The 17,938-nt window shown below is 74.7% G+C and carries 19 protein-coding genes; 7 read left to right on the plus strand and 12 right to left on the minus strand.

Annotated elements, in window-relative coordinates; all coding sequences use genetic code 11:
• Window positions 1–1,251 carry an amino acid ABC transporter substrate-binding protein gene (locus PIR53_11250; protein ID WZH50601.1) on the minus strand — a complete coding sequence of 417 codons (1,251 nt, stop codon included), beginning with the start codon at window positions 1,249–1,251 and terminating at the stop codon, window positions 1–3.
• A 126-nt stretch (window positions 1,252–1,377) separates the two neighbouring features.
• Between PIR53_11250 and PIR53_11255 the strand changes: the two genes are divergently transcribed.
• Both PIR53_11255 and PIR53_11260 read left to right on the plus strand, forming a co-directional pair.
• The gene (locus tag PIR53_11255; GenBank protein ID WZH50602.1) at window positions 1,378–2,418 is read left to right on the plus strand and encodes a LacI family DNA-binding transcriptional regulator; all 1,041 of its coding nucleotides are present in this window, start codon (window positions 1,378–1,380) and stop codon (window positions 2,416–2,418) included.
• Complete coding sequence (locus PIR53_11260) at window positions 2,415–3,635, plus strand: glycerate kinase (protein WZH50603.1); 1,221 nt, start codon at window positions 2,415–2,417, stop codon at window positions 3,633–3,635. Before PIR53_11255 ends, PIR53_11260 begins: the two co-directional genes overlap by 4 nt.
• Here the strand turns inward: PIR53_11260 and PIR53_11265 are convergent.
• A complete protein-coding gene (locus PIR53_11265; protein WZH50604.1) occupies window positions 3,598–4,182 on the minus strand; it encodes a TetR family transcriptional regulator in 585 nt (194 codons plus the stop codon). The genes PIR53_11260 and PIR53_11265 overlap by 38 nt on opposite strands.
• A gap of 92 nt (window positions 4,183–4,274) precedes the next feature.
• Here PIR53_11265 and PIR53_11270 point away from each other — a divergent pair, with 92 nt between their 5' ends.
• The 3 genes from PIR53_11270 to PIR53_11280 are packed head-to-tail and all read left to right on the plus strand — an operon-like array spanning window position 4,275 to window position 6,242.
• Window positions 4,275–4,901 carry a biotin transporter BioY gene (locus tag PIR53_11270; GenBank protein WZH50605.1) on the plus strand — a complete coding sequence of 209 codons (627 nt, stop codon included), beginning with the start codon at window positions 4,275–4,277 and terminating at the stop codon, window positions 4,899–4,901.
• A 31-nt stretch (window positions 4,902–4,932) separates the two neighbouring features.
• The gene (locus PIR53_11275) at window positions 4,933–5,634 is read left to right on the plus strand and encodes an ABC transporter ATP-binding protein (protein ID WZH50606.1); all 702 of its coding nucleotides are present in this window, start codon (window positions 4,933–4,935) and stop codon (window positions 5,632–5,634) included.
• On the plus strand, window positions 5,631–6,242 hold the full coding sequence (locus PIR53_11280) for an energy-coupling factor transporter transmembrane protein EcfT (GenBank protein WZH50607.1): 612 nt from the start codon (window positions 5,631–5,633) through the stop codon (window positions 6,240–6,242). The genes PIR53_11275 and PIR53_11280 overlap by 4 nt, the downstream gene beginning before the upstream one ends.
• A gap of 15 nt (window positions 6,243–6,257) precedes the next feature.
• On the opposite strand, the gene PIR53_11285 is transcribed toward PIR53_11280, so the two are convergent.
• Complete coding sequence (locus tag PIR53_11285; protein ID WZH50608.1) at window positions 6,258–6,806, minus strand: NAD(P)H-dependent oxidoreductase; 549 nt, start codon at window positions 6,804–6,806, stop codon at window positions 6,258–6,260.
• A 117-nt stretch (window positions 6,807–6,923) separates the two neighbouring features.
• On the opposite strand from PIR53_11285, the gene PIR53_11290 reads away from it, so the two are divergent.
• On the plus strand, window positions 6,924–7,556 hold the full coding sequence (locus PIR53_11290) for a helix-turn-helix domain containing protein (protein ID WZH50609.1): 633 nt from the start codon (window positions 6,924–6,926) through the stop codon (window positions 7,554–7,556).
• Here the strand turns inward: PIR53_11290 and PIR53_11295 are convergent.
• The 8 genes from PIR53_11295 to PIR53_11330 all read right to left on the minus strand — a co-directional run bounded on the left by PIR53_11295 (window position 7,540) and on the right by PIR53_11330 (window position 16,252).
• Window positions 7,540–8,127: an NUDIX hydrolase family protein gene (locus PIR53_11295; GenBank protein WZH50610.1), complete on the minus strand. Its 588-nt coding sequence runs from the start codon at window positions 8,125–8,127 to the stop codon at window positions 7,540–7,542. The genes PIR53_11290 and PIR53_11295 overlap by 17 nt on opposite strands.
• A gap of 65 nt (window positions 8,128–8,192) precedes the next feature.
• On the minus strand, window positions 8,193–9,818 hold the full coding sequence (cimA, locus tag PIR53_11300; protein ID WZH50611.1) for a citramalate synthase: 1,626 nt from the start codon (window positions 9,816–9,818) through the stop codon (window positions 8,193–8,195).
• A 231-nt stretch (window positions 9,819–10,049) separates the two neighbouring features.
• A complete protein-coding gene (locus tag PIR53_11305) occupies window positions 10,050–11,819 on the minus strand; it encodes a serine/threonine-protein kinase (GenBank protein ID WZH50612.1) in 1,770 nt (589 codons plus the stop codon).
• A gap of 37 nt (window positions 11,820–11,856) precedes the next feature.
• On the minus strand, window positions 11,857–12,258 hold the full coding sequence (locus PIR53_11310; protein WZH50613.1) for an MmcQ/YjbR family DNA-binding protein: 402 nt from the start codon (window positions 12,256–12,258) through the stop codon (window positions 11,857–11,859).
• On the minus strand, window positions 12,258–13,790 hold the full coding sequence (locus PIR53_11315) for an insulinase family protein (protein WZH50614.1): 1,533 nt from the start codon (window positions 13,788–13,790) through the stop codon (window positions 12,258–12,260). Before PIR53_11315 ends, PIR53_11310 begins: the two co-directional genes overlap by 1 nt.
• Window positions 13,791–13,803: 13 nt before the next feature.
• The gene (locus PIR53_11320; GenBank protein WZH50615.1) at window positions 13,804–14,889 is read right to left on the minus strand and encodes a branched-chain amino acid aminotransferase; all 1,086 of its coding nucleotides are present in this window, start codon (window positions 14,887–14,889) and stop codon (window positions 13,804–13,806) included.
• Between the two features lie 143 nt (window positions 14,890–15,032).
• Window positions 15,033–16,115 (minus strand): 3-isopropylmalate dehydrogenase, encoded by a 1,083-nt coding sequence (locus PIR53_11325; GenBank protein WZH50616.1) that lies wholly within the window; start codon window positions 16,113–16,115, stop codon window positions 15,033–15,035.
• Between the two features lie 11 nt (window positions 16,116–16,126).
• A complete protein-coding gene (locus PIR53_11330; GenBank protein WZH50617.1) occupies window positions 16,127–16,252 on the minus strand; it encodes a hypothetical protein in 126 nt (41 codons plus the stop codon).
• 447 nt (window positions 16,253–16,699) lie between these two features.
• Here PIR53_11330 and PIR53_11335 point away from each other — a divergent pair, with 447 nt between their 5' ends.
• Window positions 16,700–17,266: a class I SAM-dependent methyltransferase gene (locus PIR53_11335; protein WZH50618.1), complete on the plus strand. Its 567-nt coding sequence runs from the start codon at window positions 16,700–16,702 to the stop codon at window positions 17,264–17,266.
• Here the strand turns inward: PIR53_11335 and PIR53_11340 are convergent.
• Window positions 17,240–17,914 carry a hypothetical protein gene (locus tag PIR53_11340; GenBank protein WZH50619.1) on the minus strand — a complete coding sequence of 225 codons (675 nt, stop codon included), beginning with the start codon at window positions 17,912–17,914 and terminating at the stop codon, window positions 17,240–17,242. The two genes, PIR53_11335 and PIR53_11340, sit on opposite strands and share 27 nt — an antisense overlap.
• Window positions 17,915–17,938 lie beyond the last annotated feature (24 nt).

Genomic DNA, 17,938 nt, shown 5'->3' on the forward strand with positions numbered 1-17,938 from the left:
TCACCACGCCGGCTTCGGGTAGACGAACTCCGCCTCGGCCAGGTCGCCCGGCAGCACGATGCGGATCTCGCCGTCGACGTACTGCTGGATGAGGTGCGCGCTCTCGGGCCGCCCCTGGGCGTCCCAGCTGAGCGGGCCGACCACGGTCGGGACCTCGTTGTCGCGCAGCCAGTCGATGAGCTGCTGCTGGCAGTCCGCCGACGGGTCGGCGCAGCCGACGGCCTCCACGGCCGCCGCCACGACCTCGCCGGTGGTCCAGGCGTTGGCCTCGTCCTCGCTCGGCGCGTGGCCGTGCTTCTCCGTGAAGAACTCGACGAACTCCTGGTTCTCCGCGAACTGCGCCTCGGGCGTGTAGCCGGTCGGCGAGACGATCCCGTCGACCTTCTCGCCGATGGCGGACGGGAACTCGGGGTTGGTCGGCGCGGTCGAGAACGCCGCCAGGTCGGGCTGGTAGCCGAGCTGCTGCAGCGCGACGATGAGGTTGACCGCGTCCTGGTACTGCGTGCCACCGACCACGATGTCCGCGTCCGAGTCCGCGATCTGCGCCGCGATGTTGGAGAAGTCGGTCGTGTTGGGCGGGTAGACCTCGTCGACCACGGTCTCGACCCCGGCCGCGGCGAGCTTGTCCCGCAGGCCGTACGCCGTGCCCTGGGCGAACGGGTCGTCCATGGTCGCGTAGGCCGCCGTCCGGGGCCGCTGGTCCTCGGGCATCGCGAGGATCTGCTCCGCCAGCAGGTTGTAGTGGTCGTCGGCGACGGCGGGAGCGGCGTAGAAGAGGTTGTCGAAACCCTGCTCGAACACCTCGTCGGCGGCGCCGGCCGGCTCGACGAACAGGAAGCCGTAGTCCTGCGCGACCTGCGCGGCCGGGACCACCAGCCGGGTGGAGAACGGGCCGAAGATCAGGTCGGCGCCCTCCTGGTTGATGAGCCGCTCGTAGTCCGAGGCGACGCGGTCGGCGTTCGACTGGTCGTCGAGGATCACGAGCCGCACGTCCTTGCCGAGCAGGCCGCCGTTCTCGTTGACGTGCTCCGCCCAGGCCTCGTAGCCCCGCTGCACGCCCTTGCCGGGCTCGCTGAAGTCGCCGGTGAGCGGCAGGGAGATGCCGATGACGATCTCGTCGTCGTTGTCGTCGCCCGATCCGCTGTCCAGACCGCAGGCGGCGAGCGTCGACGCCAGTACGACGCAGGTGGCGGCGACCCCGGTGCGCCGCAGGTGCGCGCGGGCGGGTCGCCTCGTCGGTCCAAGCCTCATGGTGGTGAGCCCTCCGTTGGTGAAAGCGCTTACGTAAGCGCTTACGGTAAGGTAGGCGGGGCCGGCGGCTTGTGGCAAGGGTCACACCGCAGAATTCTCGGCAGGCACCACGAGAGGAGCAGGGCGATGGCGGGCAAGGAGGGCGGGCCACGGCTCATCGACGTCGCGCGGGCCGCGGGCGTCTCGATCGCCACGGCCTCGCGGGCACTGGCGGGGACACCGGGGGTGCGGCCCGCGGTCGCCGAGGCCGTGCGACGGCGGGCCGACGAGCTCGGCTACGTCGCGAACGTGCACGCCCGCACGCTCGCCGGGGGCCACAGCCGCACCGTCGGCCTCGTGGTCCACGAGATCGGCGACCCCTACTTCTCCGAGATCGCCAGCGGCCTGCTCTGCCTCGCCGACACGGAGGGCCTGTCGCTGCAGATCTGCCACACCGGCCGGGACCCCGAGGCCGAGCTGCGCCAGATCCGCACCCTGGTGGCCCACCGGGTCGCCGCGATCGTCGTCGCGGGATCCGGCTTCGTCGACGCGGCCGTCGAGGAGCCCGCGCGCCGCGAGCTCGAGCGGTACGCCGCGAGCGGCGGCCGCGTCGCCGTCATCGGGCGCCACCACCTGGGCGCCGACGCCGTGCTCCCGCCCAACGAGGAGGGGGGCCGGGCCGTCACCGAGCACCTGCTGGCGCTGGGCCACCGGGAGATCGCCGTCATCACCGGCTCCCCCGTGCTCACCACGGTCGCCGACCGGCTGGCCGGGGTGCACGCGGCGCTCTCCGATGCCGGCCTCGACCCCGCCGCCGTGCCCGTGGTGGAGGGGCCCTTCACGCGGGACGGCGGTCGCGAGTGCGCCCGGCGGGTGCTCGCCGACCACCCGGGGACCACGGCGATCCTGGCCCTCAACGACGACATGGCGATCGGCTGTCTCTCCGTGCTGCGCGAGGCAGGCGTCGCGGTGCCCGAGCGGATGGCCGTCACCGGCTTCGACGACGTGGCCGTCGCCGTCGACCTCAACCCCTCGCTCACCACGTTCCGCCTGCCGATGGCACAGATGGGCGAGGCCGCCCTCACCCTCGCGCTCAAGGAGCCGACGTCCCGGCCCCGGCGCCACCGCGTGGCCGGCGAGCTCGTCGTGCGCGGTTCCACCGCGGTCACGGCGCCGGTGACGTCGTGAGGGCCCCCCGGGTGGTGCTCGCCAGCGACAAGTTCAAGGGCTCGCTCACGGCCGCCCAGGTCGCGGACGCCCTCGAGGAGGGACTGCTCCGACGATGGGCCGCGCTCGTGGCGGAGGGGCGCGCGAGCGGGACCCCCGACGTACGCCGCGTGCCCGTCGCCGACGGGGGCGACGGCACGCTGGACGCCGCCCTGGCCGCCGGTTTCGCACGGATGCCGATCACCGTCCCCGGGCCGCTCGGCGACCCCGTGCCCACCGCCTGGGCGCGCCGCGGCGACGTCGCCGTGGTCGAGCTGGCCGACTGCTCCGGCCTCCTCCGGCTCCCCGCTCCCCCGACCCCGGCCTCGGCGCTGACGGCCACGACGACGGGGACCGGGCAGGCTGTCGCGGCAGCCCTGCGCGCCGGGTGCCGGGACGTGCTGCTCGGCCTCGGCGGCAGCGCGTCGACCGACGGGGGCGCGGGCCTCCTGCAGGGGATGGGGGCGCTGCTCGAGGGGACCACGGACCCCACGCGACCCGTGACGGCGACGCAGGTCGACCTGGGCCCGGTCCGGGCGCTGCTCGGCGGACGCCGGATCGTCCTGGCCACCGACGTCGACAACCCCCTGCTCGGCCCCCACGGGGCCGCGGCGGTCTACGCACCCCAGAAGGGCGCCGGCCCCGACGACGTCGCCCGCCTCGAAGCCGACCTCGCCCGGTGGGCGGACCTCCTCGAGGGCACCGCGGGCACGGCGGCGCCCCTGGACCGGTCCCGGGACCGGCACCGGGACCGACCCGGCGCCGGCGCCGCGGGGGGCGCCGCGTTCGGGGCGCTCGCCGGCGCGGGGGCGGCCCTGGCCTCGGGCGTGGAGGCCGTGCTCGACCTCGTCGGCTTCGCCGATGCGCTCGACGGCGCCGACCTCGTGGTCACCGGCGAGGGCTCGCTCGACGAGCAGTCGCTGCGCGGCAAGGCGCCCGTGGGGGTGCAGGCGGCGGCAACCCGGGCGGGGGTGCCGACGATCGCCGTCTGCGGCCGCACGACCCTGGACCCGGCGACCCTCACCGCGGCGGGCTTCGGCACGGTGCACGCGGTGACCGACCTGCAGCCCGACCCGGAGCGGGCGATGGCGGAGGCCGCGACGTACGTCGCCGTCCTCGGCGAGCGCGTGGCCGAGGCCCTGGCGGACGTGGTCGGGCGCGCTACACCCGGACCCGGGCCCGCAACCCGTCGAGGATGATCCCCAGACCGACCGCGAAGTCGGCGCCCCCGCGCGGCAGCTCGTCGATGGCCCCGGCGCTGGCCGCCTGCAGCTGCGTCTGCTCGTCCGTCGCGTGGCCGAACACGAAGTGGAGCAGCGTGCGGGCGCCGATCTCGGGCAGGCCGTCCTGCTCCGCGCCGGTTCCCGTGGCGGGGGCCCGGCGCAGCGCGGCGACGAGGGCCTCGTAGGGCGTCGAGGCGCCGAGGCCGAACGACCAGACCGTCGCCACGAGCTCCGCTCCGTCGCGGTAGGCCAGCGTGGCGTCGCGGACCCAGGCACAGATGTCCGCCACCTGCGCGTCCCAGGCCGCGCCCGGGTCCGCCGGAAGCCGCGTGCGGACCAGGATCTCGTCGGCGACCGCCGCCAGGAGCGCCTGCTTGCTGGGGAAGTGGTGGTAGAGCGCGCTCGGCTGGACACCCAGCTCGGTGCCGAGGCGGCGCATCGAGAGGTCGGCCAGGCCGAACCGGTCCAGCACCTCGACCGCACGGGCCACGACCGTCGCGCGGTGGTAGCGCTCTGCCGCCATCTCTCCCCCTCGGTTGACCGGACTGCGGGTCGACCCTAACCTGAACGCCGTTCACCTGGCCACGGGCCGGGTCCGGAGCCCAGGAGCACGCCATGACGACCGACGCCGCGACGAACCCCGACGCGACCCCCGACACGACGGAGCCCACCCGGACGCCGCGGGGCACTGCGACCGACCTCGCCCTCATCGCCGCGTTCGCGGCACTGATCGCGGCCCTCACCTACCTCGGCGCGATCCCCGTCGGCGGCGCCGGCGTGCCGATCACCCTGCAGACCTTCGGCGTGATGCTGGCCGGCTGCCTCCTCGGTCCGGTCCGCGGCTTCCTCGCCGTGCTGCTCTACCTCGGCCTCGGTTTCGTCGGTCTCCCCGTCTTCGCGGGCCACACCGGCGGCGTCGGCGTGCTCTCCCAGCCCAGCGCGGGCTACCTGCTCTCCTTCCCGCTGGCGGCCCTGGTCGGCGGCCTCCTCGTGGCGTACGTCGCGGGGAACGCCGGCAAGACCCGCGCGCTCGTCGTGTTCGGGTGCTCGCTGGCCGCCAGCATCCTCGTCATCCACCCGATGGGCATCGTCGGCCTCATGGTCCAGCTCGACCTGACCTTCACCGAGGCGTTCAAGATCGACGTGGTCTACTGGATCGGCGACCTGCTGAAGACCACGCTCGTCGCGCTCATCGCCGCCGAGGTGCACCGGGCCTTCCCGCGCCTCCTCCGCGGCCGCTGAGCGACCGGCTGACGAACGAGGAGCGACCGCGGTGGCGCTGATCCGGCTCGACGCCGCGGGCGTGACGGTGCCGGGCCCGCCCGCCGAGCGCACCATCCTCGCGCCCACGTCGCTGGAGCTCACCGAGCGCCGGATCGGCGTGATCGGCGGCAACGGGTCGGGCAAGTCGACCCTCGTCCGGCTGCTCAACGGGCTCGTCGCCCCGACCACGGGGCGGGTCCTGATCGACGACGTGGACGTCGCCCGACGCGGCGCGGCCGTGCGGCGACGGGTCGGGTTCTGCTTCACCGACCCCGCCGCCCAGCTGGTGATGCCGACCTGCGTGGAGGACGTGGAGCTCTCCCTGCGGCGCACGGTGCGCGACCGCACCGCCCGCCGGGCGACGGCCGTCGCCGTTCTCGAGCGCTTCGGCCTCGCCCACCTCGCCGACGTCAGCGTGCACGCGCTCTCGGGCGGCCAGCGCCAGCTGCTCGCGCTCGCCGGCGTGCTCGCCACGGGGCCCGACGTCCTCGTCACCGACGAGCCGACGACCCTCCTCGACCTGCGCAACACCCGGCTGGTCGCCACCACCCTCTTCGACCTCGACGTGCAGCTCGTGCTCGTCACCCACGACCTCGAGCTCGCCGCCCGCTGCGAGCGCGTGCTCGTCGTGGAGGACGGCGCCGTGGTGGCGGACGGGCCGGCGGAGGCCTCGATCGCGGCGTACGTGGCGTCGGTCGGGACCGGCGGGTGAGCCGCGGGATCGGCGTCGGGCTCTACCAGCCGGGCGCGACGCTCCTGCACCGCCTGCCGCCCGGGCCGAAGGTCGTCGCGCTGGCGGCCGTGAGCGTCACCATCGTCGCGGTGCGCAGCATGCCGGCGGCGTTCGGCTTCCTCGCCGTCGCCCTGGGGCTCGCGGTCCTCACGGGGGTCAGCCTGCGCCTGCTGGTGCGCTCGACGCGACCGGTGCTCGTCGCCGCCGTCGTGGTCGCCGGCTTCCAGTGGTGGTTCTACGGCCGGGACAAGGCGATCGAGACGCTGGTCGACCTCGTCGCGCTCGCCGTGCTGGCGCTCTGCCTGACGGCGAGCACGCCGGTCAACGCGATGCTCGACGCCGTCGTGCGCTGGCTCGGCCCGTTCCGGCGCTTCGGCGTCGCGCCCGAACGCGTCTCGCTCGCGTTCGCCCTCGCCATCGCCGCCCTGCCGGGCATGGTCGAGCTGGCCCTGGAGACGCGCGATGCCGCCCGGGCCCGGGGGCTCGGACGGCATCCGCGCAGCTATCTCACGCCGTTCGTGGTCCGGGTCGTCGGACGCGCCCAGGAGACGGGCGACGCGCTCCAGGCCCGCGGCCTGGGCGACTGACGCGCGACCGACGCCTCAGGCGGCGGCACCCGCCGGGGCGTTCTCGACGAGCTCGGTCAGCACGGCCAGCGCGTCGGCGACGAGCTGCTCGTCCCCCGAGAGGTCCGGGGTGGTCGGCGTGGCCGACAGACCCTTCTCGACCACGAGCCCGCCGGCGATCACGGCGGACTTGCGGGCCTCGTCGTGGGCCCACACGCCGCCGTACCGGCCGAAGGAGGCGCCGACGACGGCGAACGGCTTGTCCTTGATGGCGCCGGCCGCGTAGGGCCGCGAGGCCCAGTCGATGACGTTGGCGAGGACGGCGGGCATGCGGCCGTTGTACTCCGGCGTCACGAAGAGCACGCGGTCGGCGGCGGCGATCCGCTCGCGGACGCGCTGCACGGCCTCGGGGGCGCCGGCGGCGTCGACGTCGTCGTCGTAGAACGGCAGGTCGGCGAGGCCGTCGACGATGTCGACCTCGATGCCCTCGGGGGCGCGGTCGCGGAGCGCCTCAGCGAGACGGCGGTTGACGGAGCCGGTGCGGACGCTGCCGACGAGGGCGGCGACGCGGACGGGAGCGGTCATGGTGTTCCTCCAGGAGATGCGGGACGGAAGGTCGTGTCGGACGTGGTGAACGGACCACGGTCCGATTCCATTCCGGACCATAGTCCGTATCAGGTCGCGTCGTCTACCCTGGGCACCGTGACCACGCACTCCGCGCCCACCGGGCACCCCGATCCGGCCCTGGCGCTCCTGCCCATGGCCGGCACGCCCCGGGTGCGGTCGGACGCGGCGCGCAACCGGGACACCCTGCTCTGCACCGCCGCCCGGATGGTCGCCGAGGAGGGCGCCGCCGCCGTCACGATGGACCGGCTCGCCGCCGAGGCGTGCGTCGGCAAGGGCACGATCTTCCGGCGCTTCGGCAACCGGGCCGGGCTGATGGCCGCGCTGCTCGACGGGTCGGAGGCCGACTTCCAGGCCCGCGTCATGCGCGGCGAGCCTCCGCTGGGTCCGGGCGCGCCGCCCTACGAGCGCCTCATCGCCTTCGGGGTCGCGCGGTTCCAGGAGAGCGTCCAGCGCATCGACCTGCTCGAGGCGGCCGGCGGCGGGCGCTCGCACGCGGCGTACAGCTTCGGGCTGCTGCACGTGCGGCACCTGCTCGCGGAGCTCGGCGTCGAGGGCGACCTGCCCCTGCTCGCCGCCGCCGTGCTGGCGCCGCTCGAGGTGCCGCTGCTGCGCGCCCAGCTCGAAGTGCAGCACCTGCCGGTGGAGCGCCTCACGGCCGCCTGGATCGACGTGGCGAGCCGCGTCGTGGGGGTCAGCCCAGCACGTTGAGGTGCGCCAGCGCCTGCGTCAGCAGCACGCCGCGGCCGCCCTCCATGTCGGCCAGCACCTCGGGGGCCGCGGCCTCCGCCGGCGTCAGCCACGTCAGCTCCAGCGCGTCCTGCCGGGGCTGGCAGTCGCCCGTCACCGCCACGATGTAGACCAGCGACACCGCGTGCTGCCGCGGGTCGTGCAGCGGCGTCACGCCCGGGAGCGGGAGGTACTCCGCCACCGTGAACGGCACCGGGCTCGCCGGGATGCGCGGGAAGGCCGCGGGCCCGAGGTCCTTCTCCAGGTTGCGCAGCAGCGCGCGGCGCACCGTCTCGCCGAGCAGCACGCGCCCGGAGACGAAGCTGCGCGACATGCGGCCGTCCATCGAGCCCCGCAGGAGCAGCCCGACCTTCTCCACCTGGCCGAGGTGGTCGACCCGCACGGGGACGGCCTCGACGTAGAGGATCGGCACGCGTCCACGGGTCTCCGCCAGGCCCTCCTGCGAGAGCCAGCCGGGCGACGCCTGGGCGTCGACACCGAAGACCTCGGGGTTGGGCTCTCGCTCGGGTTCGTGGGCACCGAAGAGGGTCATGCGCGCATCCTGCCAGCCCGCCGGTCGGCCCGTGCGCGCAGGCGGGTGCGCAGGCGCACGCCGGGTCAGCCGACCGGGCGGACGCCGGAGCGGTGCAGCCCGAAGGTCACCCCGTCGAGGAGCGCGCCCCAGGAGGCCTCCACGACGTTGGCGCCGACGCCCACCGTGACCCACGACGACTCGCCGTCGCTGGTCTCGATGAGCACGCGGGTGATCGCGTCGGTGCCCAGTCCCTGGTCGAGGATCCGCACCTTGTAGTCGGTGAGGCGGAACCGGCCGACCTCCGGGTACGCCTGGCCCATCGCCGTGCGCAGCGCCTGGTCGAGCGCGTTGACGGGGCCGTTGCCCTCGCCCGTCACCACGATCCGCGTCCCCTCGGCGTGCAGCTTCACCGTGGCCTCGGACAGCGCCTCTCCCCCGGACCGGCTCTCCGTGATGACGCGCCACGACTCGACCTCGACGTAGGCCGGACGCCGACCGCTGACCTCCTCGACCAGCATGAGCTCGAAGGAGGCGTCGGCCGCCTCGAAGGTGTAGCCGCGCGACTCCAGGATCTTCACGCGCTCGGTGACGCGGGTGACCAGCTCCTTGCCCTCGGGGCTGTCGACCGAGAGGTCGTAGCCCAGCTCGCGGCCCTTCAGCTCGATCGAGGCGCGGCCGGCCATGTCGGAGACCAGGAGGCGCATGTCGTTGCCGACGCCGGCCGGGTCCATGTGCTGGTAGAGGTCCGGGTCGACCTTGATCGCGCTCGCGTGCAGACCCGCCTTGTGGGCGAAGGCCGACGTGCCGACGTAGGGCTGGCGGGAGGCGGGCGGCACGTTCGTCACCTCGGCGACCGCGTGGGCGATGCGGGTGGCCTCGGCGAGCGCCCCCGGCGGCAGCACCGGGCGCTCCAGCTTCAGCTCCAGCGCCGCGACCACGGCGACGAGGTCGGCGTTGCCGGTGCGCTCGCCGTACCCGTTGATGCAGCCCTGCACGTGCGTAGCGCCGGCCTGCACCGCCGCGACCGAGTTGGCGACCGCGCAGCCCGTGTCGTTGTGCGCGTGGATGCCGACCCGGCCCCCGGTCGTCGCGACGACGTCCGTCACGATCTCCCCGACCCACGGCGGCAGCATGCCGCCGTTGGTGTCGCACAGCGCGACCAGCTCCGCGCCCGCCTCGAACGCCGCCCCGAGCACGTCGAGGGCGTAGGAGCGGTTGCGGCGGTAGCCGTCGAAGAAGTGCTCCGCGTCGACGAACACCTCGAGGCCCTCGGCCCGCAGGTGGGCGACGGTGTCGCGCACCATGGCGAGGTTCTCCGCCAGCGTCGTGCGCAGTGCCAGCTCGACGTGCCGGTCGTGGGACTTCGCGACGAGGCAGGCCGTCCCCGCCCCCGAGTCGCGCAGTGCCGCGACCAGCGGGTCGTCGGCCGCGGCCACGCCCGCCCGCCGCGTCGACCCGAAGGCCGCCAGACGCGCGTGCTTGAGGTCGAGCTCGGTGCGGGCGCGGCGGAAGAACTCGGTGTCCTTCGGGTTCGCGCCGGGCCACCCGCCCTCGACGTACCCCACCCCCAGCTCGTCGATCAGGCCCGCGATCGCGAGCTTGTCGCCGACGGAGAGGTTGAGGCCCTCCTGCTGCGCGCCGTCACGGAGCGTCGTGTCGTAGACGTGGAACGCGCCCTGGAGGTCGAGGGGCTGCTCGGCGATGCTCATCGGGGATCCTTCTCATCGGGAGTACGACGGGGGTGAGGACGGACTCCGACGCACCGTCCCGGCGGGTCCCGGGCACAAAAAAACCTCTCGGGTCAACGAGAGGTCGGCGCGCCCGGAGCTCCGGACGCGCTACGTAATGCCGATCAGACCAGCGACGACAGCACGGTGCACCCGGCCAGTGTGGCACGCGTCGCGCGCTCGGCGCCAGGGTCGTCCACGGCGCCGGCGCCGTCAGCGCCAGAAGAGGACGGCGTCGCGCACGTCGTCCCAGAGCGCGTCGGGGGCCGGGGGCGTGTCGGGGGCGTCCTGGGCCGGAGCCCAGGAGACGCCCTGGGCGTCGGCCGCGAGGGCCGTGCCGCCGGCCGTCGCGGCCAGGAGCGCGGCGAACACGAGCCACAGGAGCGCGGAGTCGGCCACGGGGTCGACGACGGCGTGCACGGGGCCCCGCAGCCGGGAGCTGCCGGGCCCCGTCCACAGCGCGACCGCGAGCACACCCGCGCCGATCGCCAGGCAGACCGTGGTGGTGAGGCCCAGCGCGAGGGCCAGCAACCCGGCGCTCAGCGCGAGCAGCACGCCCCAGAGCACGAGCGCGACGGAGCCGAGGAACGACAGCAGGAGGAACCACGGGAAGCCCAGCACCGCCAGCGGACCGTCGCTCCAGTGCGCCCGTCCGCGCCGCTCCCGCCGCTCGCGCCGCGTGCTCGCGCCGAGGGAGACGGCCCGGAGGACGCAGACGAGCAGCGTCACGACGCCCGCGGTCACCCACGGCGCGAGCATGCCGGCCGCCGTCACGCACGACCCCAGGAGCAGCACGAGCACGCCCGAGCGGAACCGGGCCCCCGCGCCCCGGCGAGGCGGGGGCTCCTGCCACGGCGGCGGGTACGACGCGCGCTGCGGGACCGGCTGCGGGACCGGGCGCGGCGGTGGGTAGGGCGGCGGGGCCGGCTGCCGGGCCGGCTGCTGGACGGGCTGCTGGACGGGGGCCGCCACGGGCCGCGCCGTCGGCCGCGGCGGGGGCGGCTGCTGGTAGGGCTCGCGCTCGGGCGGCATGATCCGCGTGCCGCCCTCGAGCGGCGGGTCCTCGATGGTGGGGAGCAGGGCGGTGGCGGCGCCCGCGGCCGCCAGGTCCGTCTCGTCGGCCCCCGCCCCCACGAGCGCGGCACGGGCCCGGGTCGCGCCGTCGAGGCTGTCCGGGTCGATCCAGGCGCGGAGCTCGGTCAGGGTGGGGCGCCGGCGGGGGTCCGGGTCGAGGGCGCGCTCGAGGGGCCCGCGCAGCCGGGCCGGCACGCCCTCGAGGTCGTGCTCCCCGCGGCGTACCCGGTCCATGACCGCCATCGCCGGGCCGCGCCCGAACGGAGCGCGCCCCAGGGCGGCGAAGGCGATGGTCGAGGCCAGCGCGTGCACGTCGGCGGCCGGCGAGGCGTCCTCGCCGTGCAGGATCTCCGGCGCGAGGTAGCCCGGGGTGCCGAGCAGCCAGCCCGTGTGGGTCAGGCGCGGGTCGTCCGCCACGCGGGCGAGCCCGAAGTCGATGAGGATCGGGTTGCGGCCCTCCATGAGCACGTTCGACGGCTTGACGTCGCGGTGCAGCACGCCGACGCGGTGCACCGCGTCGAGGGCGGCGCACAGCTCGGAGGCGACGTGCACGATGTCGCGCTCGTCGATCGCACCCTCCTCCTGCACGTGGTCGTGGAGGCTGAGGCCGGGCACGTAGCGCGTCGCGACGAAGGGGATCTCCGCCCAGGGGTCGGCGTCCATGATCTCGGCCACCCGACGGCTGCGCACGCGGCTCAGCGAGTTCACCTCGCGCGCGAGCCGCGCCCGGGCCTCGTCGTCACCCACGACGTGGGGCCGCAGCACCTTGAGCGCGACCCGCGGACCCCCGGGCTTCTGGGCCAGGTGCACGACCCCCATGCCGCCCTCGCCGAGGCGGGTCAGCAGCCGGTACTCCCCCACGCGCAGCCCGGCGGGCGGGCGCTGCGGGTCGGAGGCGGTGGTCGGCACGGCAGCGAATGTACCCGCGGCGCGCGCCGCAAACCGCTCAGCCGCGCGCGTCCAGCTCGGCGAGCGCGCCCTTCGGGGCGACCAGCCGGTACGACGCGTCCACCAGCTCGGCCACCTCGTCGAGGTCGATCGCGCCGGTGTCGAGGTCGATCCCCCGCCAGCCCGACGAGGCCCAGTAGCGCGGGAGGAAGAACCGCCCGTCCTCGTCGAGGGCCGCCAGCTCCGAGGGCTCGGCCTTGACGACGACGGCCGCCGGGTGCGGGCGGCGCGACCCGTCGGCGAGCTTCTCCTCGCTGCCGAAGAGGCAGAAGATCTTCCCGACGCGGAAGGTCGGACGGCCGTGGGAGACGACCTCCTCCGCCCGCGGGTAGGCCAGCGCGACCTCGCGCAGCCGCCCGAGCCACGGGTCGGCGTCGTCGAACATGATCGGGTGCGGCACTAGGAACGGCCCTCCGACCCGCGGGCGAACGCGGCCCGGCCGCGGTCGGGCCACGTCGCGTCGCGCACCACGGCGCGCGAGGCACCGGCGACCACCGCACCGACGAGGTCGTCACCGCGGCGCCACTCCGCGGGGTCGATGCCCCACCCCCGTCCTCTCCGGTCGACGAGCTGGACCGCACCGGTGGCGTCCCGGGCGACGACGACCAGGTCCGCGAGCGGCAGCCACCGCAGGTCGCCGCCGACCCGGCCCCACAGGTCGGCGCCGTCGACGGCCATGCGGGCGCCACGGGCCTCTCCCCTCCCCCGGTGCCACCGCACCGACCGCGGGACCGCGTACGCCCGCGGGGCCGCCTGCCACGGCAGCCCGTCGTCGACCTCGAGACCCAGGGCGGAGGCACGGGACGTCAGGTCCGGGCCCTGCTCGTGCGCGACGACCAGGGTCCGCAGCGCGGCCGCGAGGGTGCGGGACAGCTCCTCCGCCGTGGCGCTGCGGGCGTGCTCGACCGCGGCGTCAGGGGTCCGAGGGGCGTCGCGCCCCATGAGCGTCGCCTCCGCCCAGGCGTCCAGCTGGTCCACCGGGTCGGCCCACCAGCGACGGCGCGCGGCGATCGTCGCCACGGCCTCCGTCAGCACCTCGGCGCGGATCCCTCGTCCGGCCACGCGGCGCAGCGTGGTGACGACGCCGTCGACGGTGGCCGGGACGTCGTCGACCACGGGGTCCAGCACCAGGTCGAGCTGCACCTCGGCGGCGCCGACGGGGGTCGCGTGACCCCTCACGGTGTAGACGAGGGCCCGCGCGCCGCGCAGCTCGTCGTGCAGCTCGCGCTCGAGGCACTCCAGGAGCACCTCCGCGTGCGCGGTCGGCACCAGCAGCGACGCGGCCACACCGTTCTTCGGCGACTCCACCAGCGTCGGCACCCGCACCAGCGGCTCCGGGACGGTACGACGCGGACGTCGCCCCGCGGGCAGGCCGACCGCCAGGTCCACGGGCAGGGGTGCCGTCGAGGTCAGCACGGCGTTGCCGGCGACGAACCAGTGCCGCACCCAGTCCCGCACCTCGTCGACCGTGATCGACGGGAGGGCCGGCCAGCCGGCGCCCGCGACGCCGAGGCCGCCCAAGCCGTACCGGTAGGTCAGCAGGCCGGGGTCGGCCGCGTCCCCGCCGGGCCTCTCCGCACGGATGACGTGGAGCTCGCGGACCAGGTCCTCGCGCGTGAACCGGCAGTCCCGCACCGCACCCGCGACCGCCTCGAGGAAGTCGGCCACCTCCCGCGGCGTACCGCCGGTGTAGAAGGTGACGGTGTCGGGACCGGTGACACCGTTCGCCCGGTGACCGACGTCCCCGATCGTGCGGAACAGCAGGTGCTCGGCGAGGTGCGTGATGCCCGCGAGGTGCGGCGGCTCGTCCGCTGCACCCACCCCGAAGGTCCAGGTGCCGACGACCGTGCCGGGCAGGTCGAGCCAGCGGGCGCGCACCCCGCCGCGCTCGCCGTCGAACGGCCCCGGGACGGCGAGGCGCACGCGCTCCATCGGCGGACGGACCTCAGACGACGCGGTGCATCCAGCCGAAGGTGTCCTCGGCGCGGCCGTACTGGATGTCGACGAGCGCCTGGCGGATCGTGGTCGTGACCGGCCCGCCCTCGGCGTCCCCCGTCGCGGACGGCACCTCGCCGCCGGCCCACTTGAGGGCACCGACCGGGGTGACCACCGCGGCCGTGCCGCAGGCGAAGACCTCGACGATGTCGCCGCTGGTCACGCCGTCGCGCCACTCGTCGATCGTGAACTTGCGCTCGACGACCTGGTGGCCCAGCTTGCCGGCGAGCTCGATGATCGAGCTGCGGGTGATGCCCTCGAGGATGGTGCCGGTCTCCGGGGTGGAGATGGTGCCGTCGGCGTGCACGAAGTACATGTTCATGCCGCCGAGCTCCTCGACGTACCGGCCCTCCTGCGCGTCGAGGAAGACGACCTGGTCGCAGCCGTGCGCCGAGGCCTCCTGCTGCGCGACGAGCGAGCTGGCGTAGTTGCCGCCCGTCTTCGCCGCGCCCATGCCGCCGCGGCCGGCTCGCGTGTACTCCTCCGTGAGCCAGAGGCTGACGGGCTTCACGCCGCCCTTGAAGTACGCCCCCGCCGGGGACGCGATGACCATGTAGGTCACGTGCTGCGAGGGCCGCACGCCGAGGAACGTCTCCGAGGCGAACATGAACGGCCGCAGGTAGAGGCTCTTCTCGCCCTCCGCGTCCGGCACCCAGCGCTCGTCGGCACGCACGAGGGCGTCGACCGTGGCGACGAAGTCGGCGGGGTCGAGCACCGGCAGGGCGAGGCGCGCCGAGGAGCGCGCCATCCGCTCGGCGTTGGCCTCCGGCCGGAACAGCCACACCGAGCCGTCGGCGTGCCGGTAGGCCTTCATGCCCTCGAAGATCTCCTGCGCGTAGTGCAGGACCGCCGTGGCGGGGTCGAGCGTGAGCGGGCCGTAGGGCGTGATGCGGCCCGCGTGCCACCCCTCCTCGGGCGTCCACTCCACCGTCAGCATGTGGTCGGTGAAGTGGGTGCCGAACCCCGGCGCCGCCAGGATCTCGGCCAGGCGCGCGTCGTCGACGGGGGTCGGGTTGGGGGTGGTGCTGATCTGCATGGGGGGCACGGTAGTCCACTCCTCGGGGGTCGTGGCAGGTCGGTGGCGGGTCGGGGGCAGGTCGGTGGGCGCCGGGAAATGCGACGACGCCGGGCACACCCGCGGGGTGCCCGGCGTCGTGACGAGTCGTCAGGGAGCGGGGCTCACCCGGCTACTCGTGCGGCGATGGCGTCGCCGACCGCGGCGGTACGGCGCGGCTCGGCGCCCGCGCGACCGGCGAGGTCCGCGATCACGGCCTCCTCGATCGTCGCGGCGGCGGCGTGGTGCCCGAGGTGGTCGAGCAGCAGCGCGGCGGACAGGATCGCCGCCGTGGGGTCGGCCTTCTGCTGGCCCGCGATGTCGGGCGCGGAGCCGTGCACGGGCTCGAACATGGACGGGGTGGTGCGGTCCGGGTTCACGTTGCCGGACGCGGCCAGGCCGATGCCACCGGTCACGGCAGCGGCGAGGTCCGTGATGATGTCGCCGAAGAGGTTGTCGGTGACGATCACGTCGAAGCGCGACGGGTCGGTCGTCATGAAGATGGTGGCGGCGTCGATGTGCAGGTAGTCGACGGTCACGTCGGGGTGCTCGGCGCCGACCTCCTTGACGATCCGGCTCCACACCGCACCGCCGTAGGTCAGCACGTTCGTCTTGTGGATGAGCGTGAGCTTCTTGCGGGGGCGGCGCTCGGCCCGGGCGAAGGCGTCGCGGACGACGCGCTCGACACCGAACGCGGTGGTGATCGAGACCTCGGTGGCGGTCTCGGCGGGCGTGCCGACGCGGATGGCGCCGCCGTTGCCCGTGTAGGGACCCTCGGTGCCTTCGCGGACGACGACGAAGTCGACGTCGCCCGGGGCGGCCAGCGGCGAGGTCACGCCGGGGAAGATCCGCGAGGGTCGGAGGTTCACGTAGTGGTCGAGCTCGAACCGCAGGCGCAGCAGCAGGCCACGCTCGAGGAGACCGGGCGGCAGGTTGGGGTCACCGGGCTTGCCGCCGACGGCTCCGAGCAGGATCGCGTCGTGCGCGCGGATCTCCTCCAGCACACCGTCCGGGAGCACCTCGCCGGTCGCGAGGTAGCGCTCCGCACCCAGGTCGTAGCGGGTGGGCTCGAACTTCACACCGGCAGGAGCGGCGACCTCGAGCACCTTGAGGGCCTCGGCGGTCACCTCCTGGCCGATGCCGTCGCCGGGGATGACGGCGAGCTTCAGCGAGCCGGGAGCGGCGGACGTCGTGGAGGAGTCGGTCATGGCGGGTGAGCCTAGTTGTCGTCGGGACGGTCGCCGCGGGTGTCCCGCAGGTCGAGCGACGCCTGCAGGGCCTCACGGCTGTGGGGGTTCTGCGGGTCGTGGCTGGCGGGTCCCCACTCGGGATACATGTCGTACACGGGTCGTCTCCTCTGGTCGCCGGGACCGGGCGGTCGCCGGGGGTGGTGAGTGTCGGTCGGTGCAGGTTGCAGCGGCGCTGCGTGTGCGACGCCCCGGGGCGGGGCCTGTGTCCGGACCGGGATCACCAGGAGGACTCGAGCGGTTCAGCGGATCGCGCGTGAGGTGCCGTGCGCCGCCGCGGGGCGTCGTGCCCGCATCGCGTGCGCTGGCTCAGGGGTGGGAGCGAGGAGCGGATGCGGGGATCCGATGAGGCCGGAGGGAGCACAACGCCGAACACCGCGGCGAGGTGGCCTCACCTTCAGTGGGCCTCGCCGCGGCGAACGATAAGTACGATCACGCTCCGCATAGTGGGTCGAAGGTACGCCGCACCCGCGGCCAGCGGGAGCCCCTTCGGACGAACCGTTCACCATCTGAGACGGATGGCCCGGAATGGCAGACTCGGACCCGTGAGTGCCCCGCCCGAGCTGCCCGACGTCGTCACCCGAGCCTTCGACGTGTCGCGGCGGGCGGGCTACGTCTCGTTCTGCCGGAACGAGACGGGGCGCCTGCTCGCGATGCTCGCAGCGACGCGGAGCGGCGTCATGGCCGAGTTCGGCACGGGCTGCGGGGTCGGCACGGCCTGGCTGCGCAGCGGCATGCGGGGCGACGCCCACATCCTGACGGCCGAGCTCGACGAGCGCCTCGCGGACGCGGCCGCGGAGATCTTCGTCGACGACACGCAGGTCGAGGTGCTGGCCGCCGACTGGTCGACGCTGGGCGGCAAGGGCCCCTTCTCGCTGCTGTTCCTCGACTCCGGGGACCCGGCGTCGGTGGCCGTCGACAAGATCGCCGATCTCGTGGAGCCCGGCGGGATCGTCGTGCTCGACGACTTCGTGCCGTGCGAGCTGTGGCCGCCCATCACCTACGGCCGCGTCGACGTGCTCCGCGAGCAGTGGCTCACCGACGAGCGGTTCACCGCGGTCGAGGTGATGGTGGCCTCCGACGCCTCAGCGGTCGTCGCGACCCGTCGCTGAACCCCGCAGGTCCACCGTGAAGAGCGGCAGCATCGCCTGGGTGAGCGGTCCGATCGCCAGCGCGTAGAGCAGCGTCCCCACCCCGACGACGCCCCCGAGGACCAGCCCGCCCAGCACCACGCTCACCTCGATGCCGGTGCGGACCAGCCGGAGCGACAGCCCGGTCCGGCGTGCGAGGCCGGTCATGAGCCCGTCCCGCGGCCCGCGTCCGAGCTGAGCGCCGATGTAGAGCGCCGAGGCGAAGCCGCACAACAGCACCCCGCCCACCATGAGCGCGACGCGGTCGAGCGGGCCGTCGACCTCACCGAGCAGGGCGATGGTGGCGTCGGCGCTGAGCCCGAGCACGAACGGGTTGGCCAGCGTGGCGAGGCCGGGCCGCTCCCGCAGGGGGATCCAGGCCAGCAGCACCACGAAGCTGGCCAGGATCAGCACCTGCCCGAGGCTCAGCGGGACGTGGGTGGCGATGCCGGAGTGCAGCACGTCCCAGGGCGCCAGCCCGACCGCGCCGCCGACCATGAGCCCCAGGGACACGCCGTAGCAGACGAGGCCCACGGTCATCTGCACCAGACGGCGGGGCAGGTGGCCCGCCCGCAGCTGGGCGAGGGGGCCGAGGTCCTGGAGGGTGCGGGAGGCGAGGGGCGTGCTCATGCCCCCAGCCTGAACCGCATTGGC

The organism is Nocardioides alkalitolerans (genome assembly GCA_038184435.1).
In the GTDB taxonomy this organism is placed as follows: Bacteria; Actinomycetota; Actinomycetes; order Propionibacteriales; family Nocardioidaceae; genus Nocardioides; species Nocardioides alkalitolerans_A.

What these genes read in the sequence shown, in the direction of transcription:
- PIR53_11325 (WZH50616.1), bottom strand. Translation starts at nt 16,115, where the DNA reads ATGACCGACTCCTCCACGACGTCCGCCGCTCCCGGCTCGCTGAAGCTC.
- PIR53_11285 (WZH50608.1), bottom strand. Translation starts at nt 6,806, where the DNA reads ATGACCGCTCCCGTCCGCGTCGCCGCCCTCGTCGGCAGCGTCCGCACC.
- PIR53_11270 (WZH50605.1), top strand. Translation starts at nt 4,275, where the DNA reads ATGACGACCGACGCCGCGACGAACCCCGACGCGACCCCCGACACGACG.
- PIR53_11320 (WZH50615.1), bottom strand. Translation starts at nt 14,889, where the DNA reads ATGCAGATCAGCACCACCCCCAACCCGACCCCCGTCGACGACGCGCGC.
- cimA (WZH50611.1), bottom strand. Translation starts at nt 9,818, where the DNA reads ATGAGCATCGCCGAGCAGCCCCTCGACCTCCAGGGCGCGTTCCACGTC.
- PIR53_11315 (WZH50614.1), bottom strand. Translation starts at nt 13,790, where the DNA reads ATGGAGCGCGTGCGCCTCGCCGTCCCGGGGCCGTTCGACGGCGAGCGC.
- PIR53_11295 (WZH50610.1), bottom strand. Translation starts at nt 8,127, where the DNA reads ATGACCCTCTTCGGTGCCCACGAACCCGAGCGAGAGCCCAACCCCGAG.
- PIR53_11255 (WZH50602.1), top strand. Translation starts at nt 1,378, where the DNA reads ATGGCGGGCAAGGAGGGCGGGCCACGGCTCATCGACGTCGCGCGGGCC.
- PIR53_11340 (WZH50619.1), bottom strand. Translation starts at nt 17,914, where the DNA reads ATGAGCACGCCCCTCGCCTCCCGCACCCTCCAGGACCTCGGCCCCCTC.
- PIR53_11265 (WZH50604.1), bottom strand. Translation starts at nt 4,182, where the DNA reads ATGGCGGCAGAGCGCTACCACCGCGCGACGGTCGTGGCCCGTGCGGTC.
- PIR53_11250 (WZH50601.1), bottom strand. Translation starts at nt 1,251, where the DNA reads ATGAGGCTTGGACCGACGAGGCGACCCGCCCGCGCGCACCTGCGGCGC.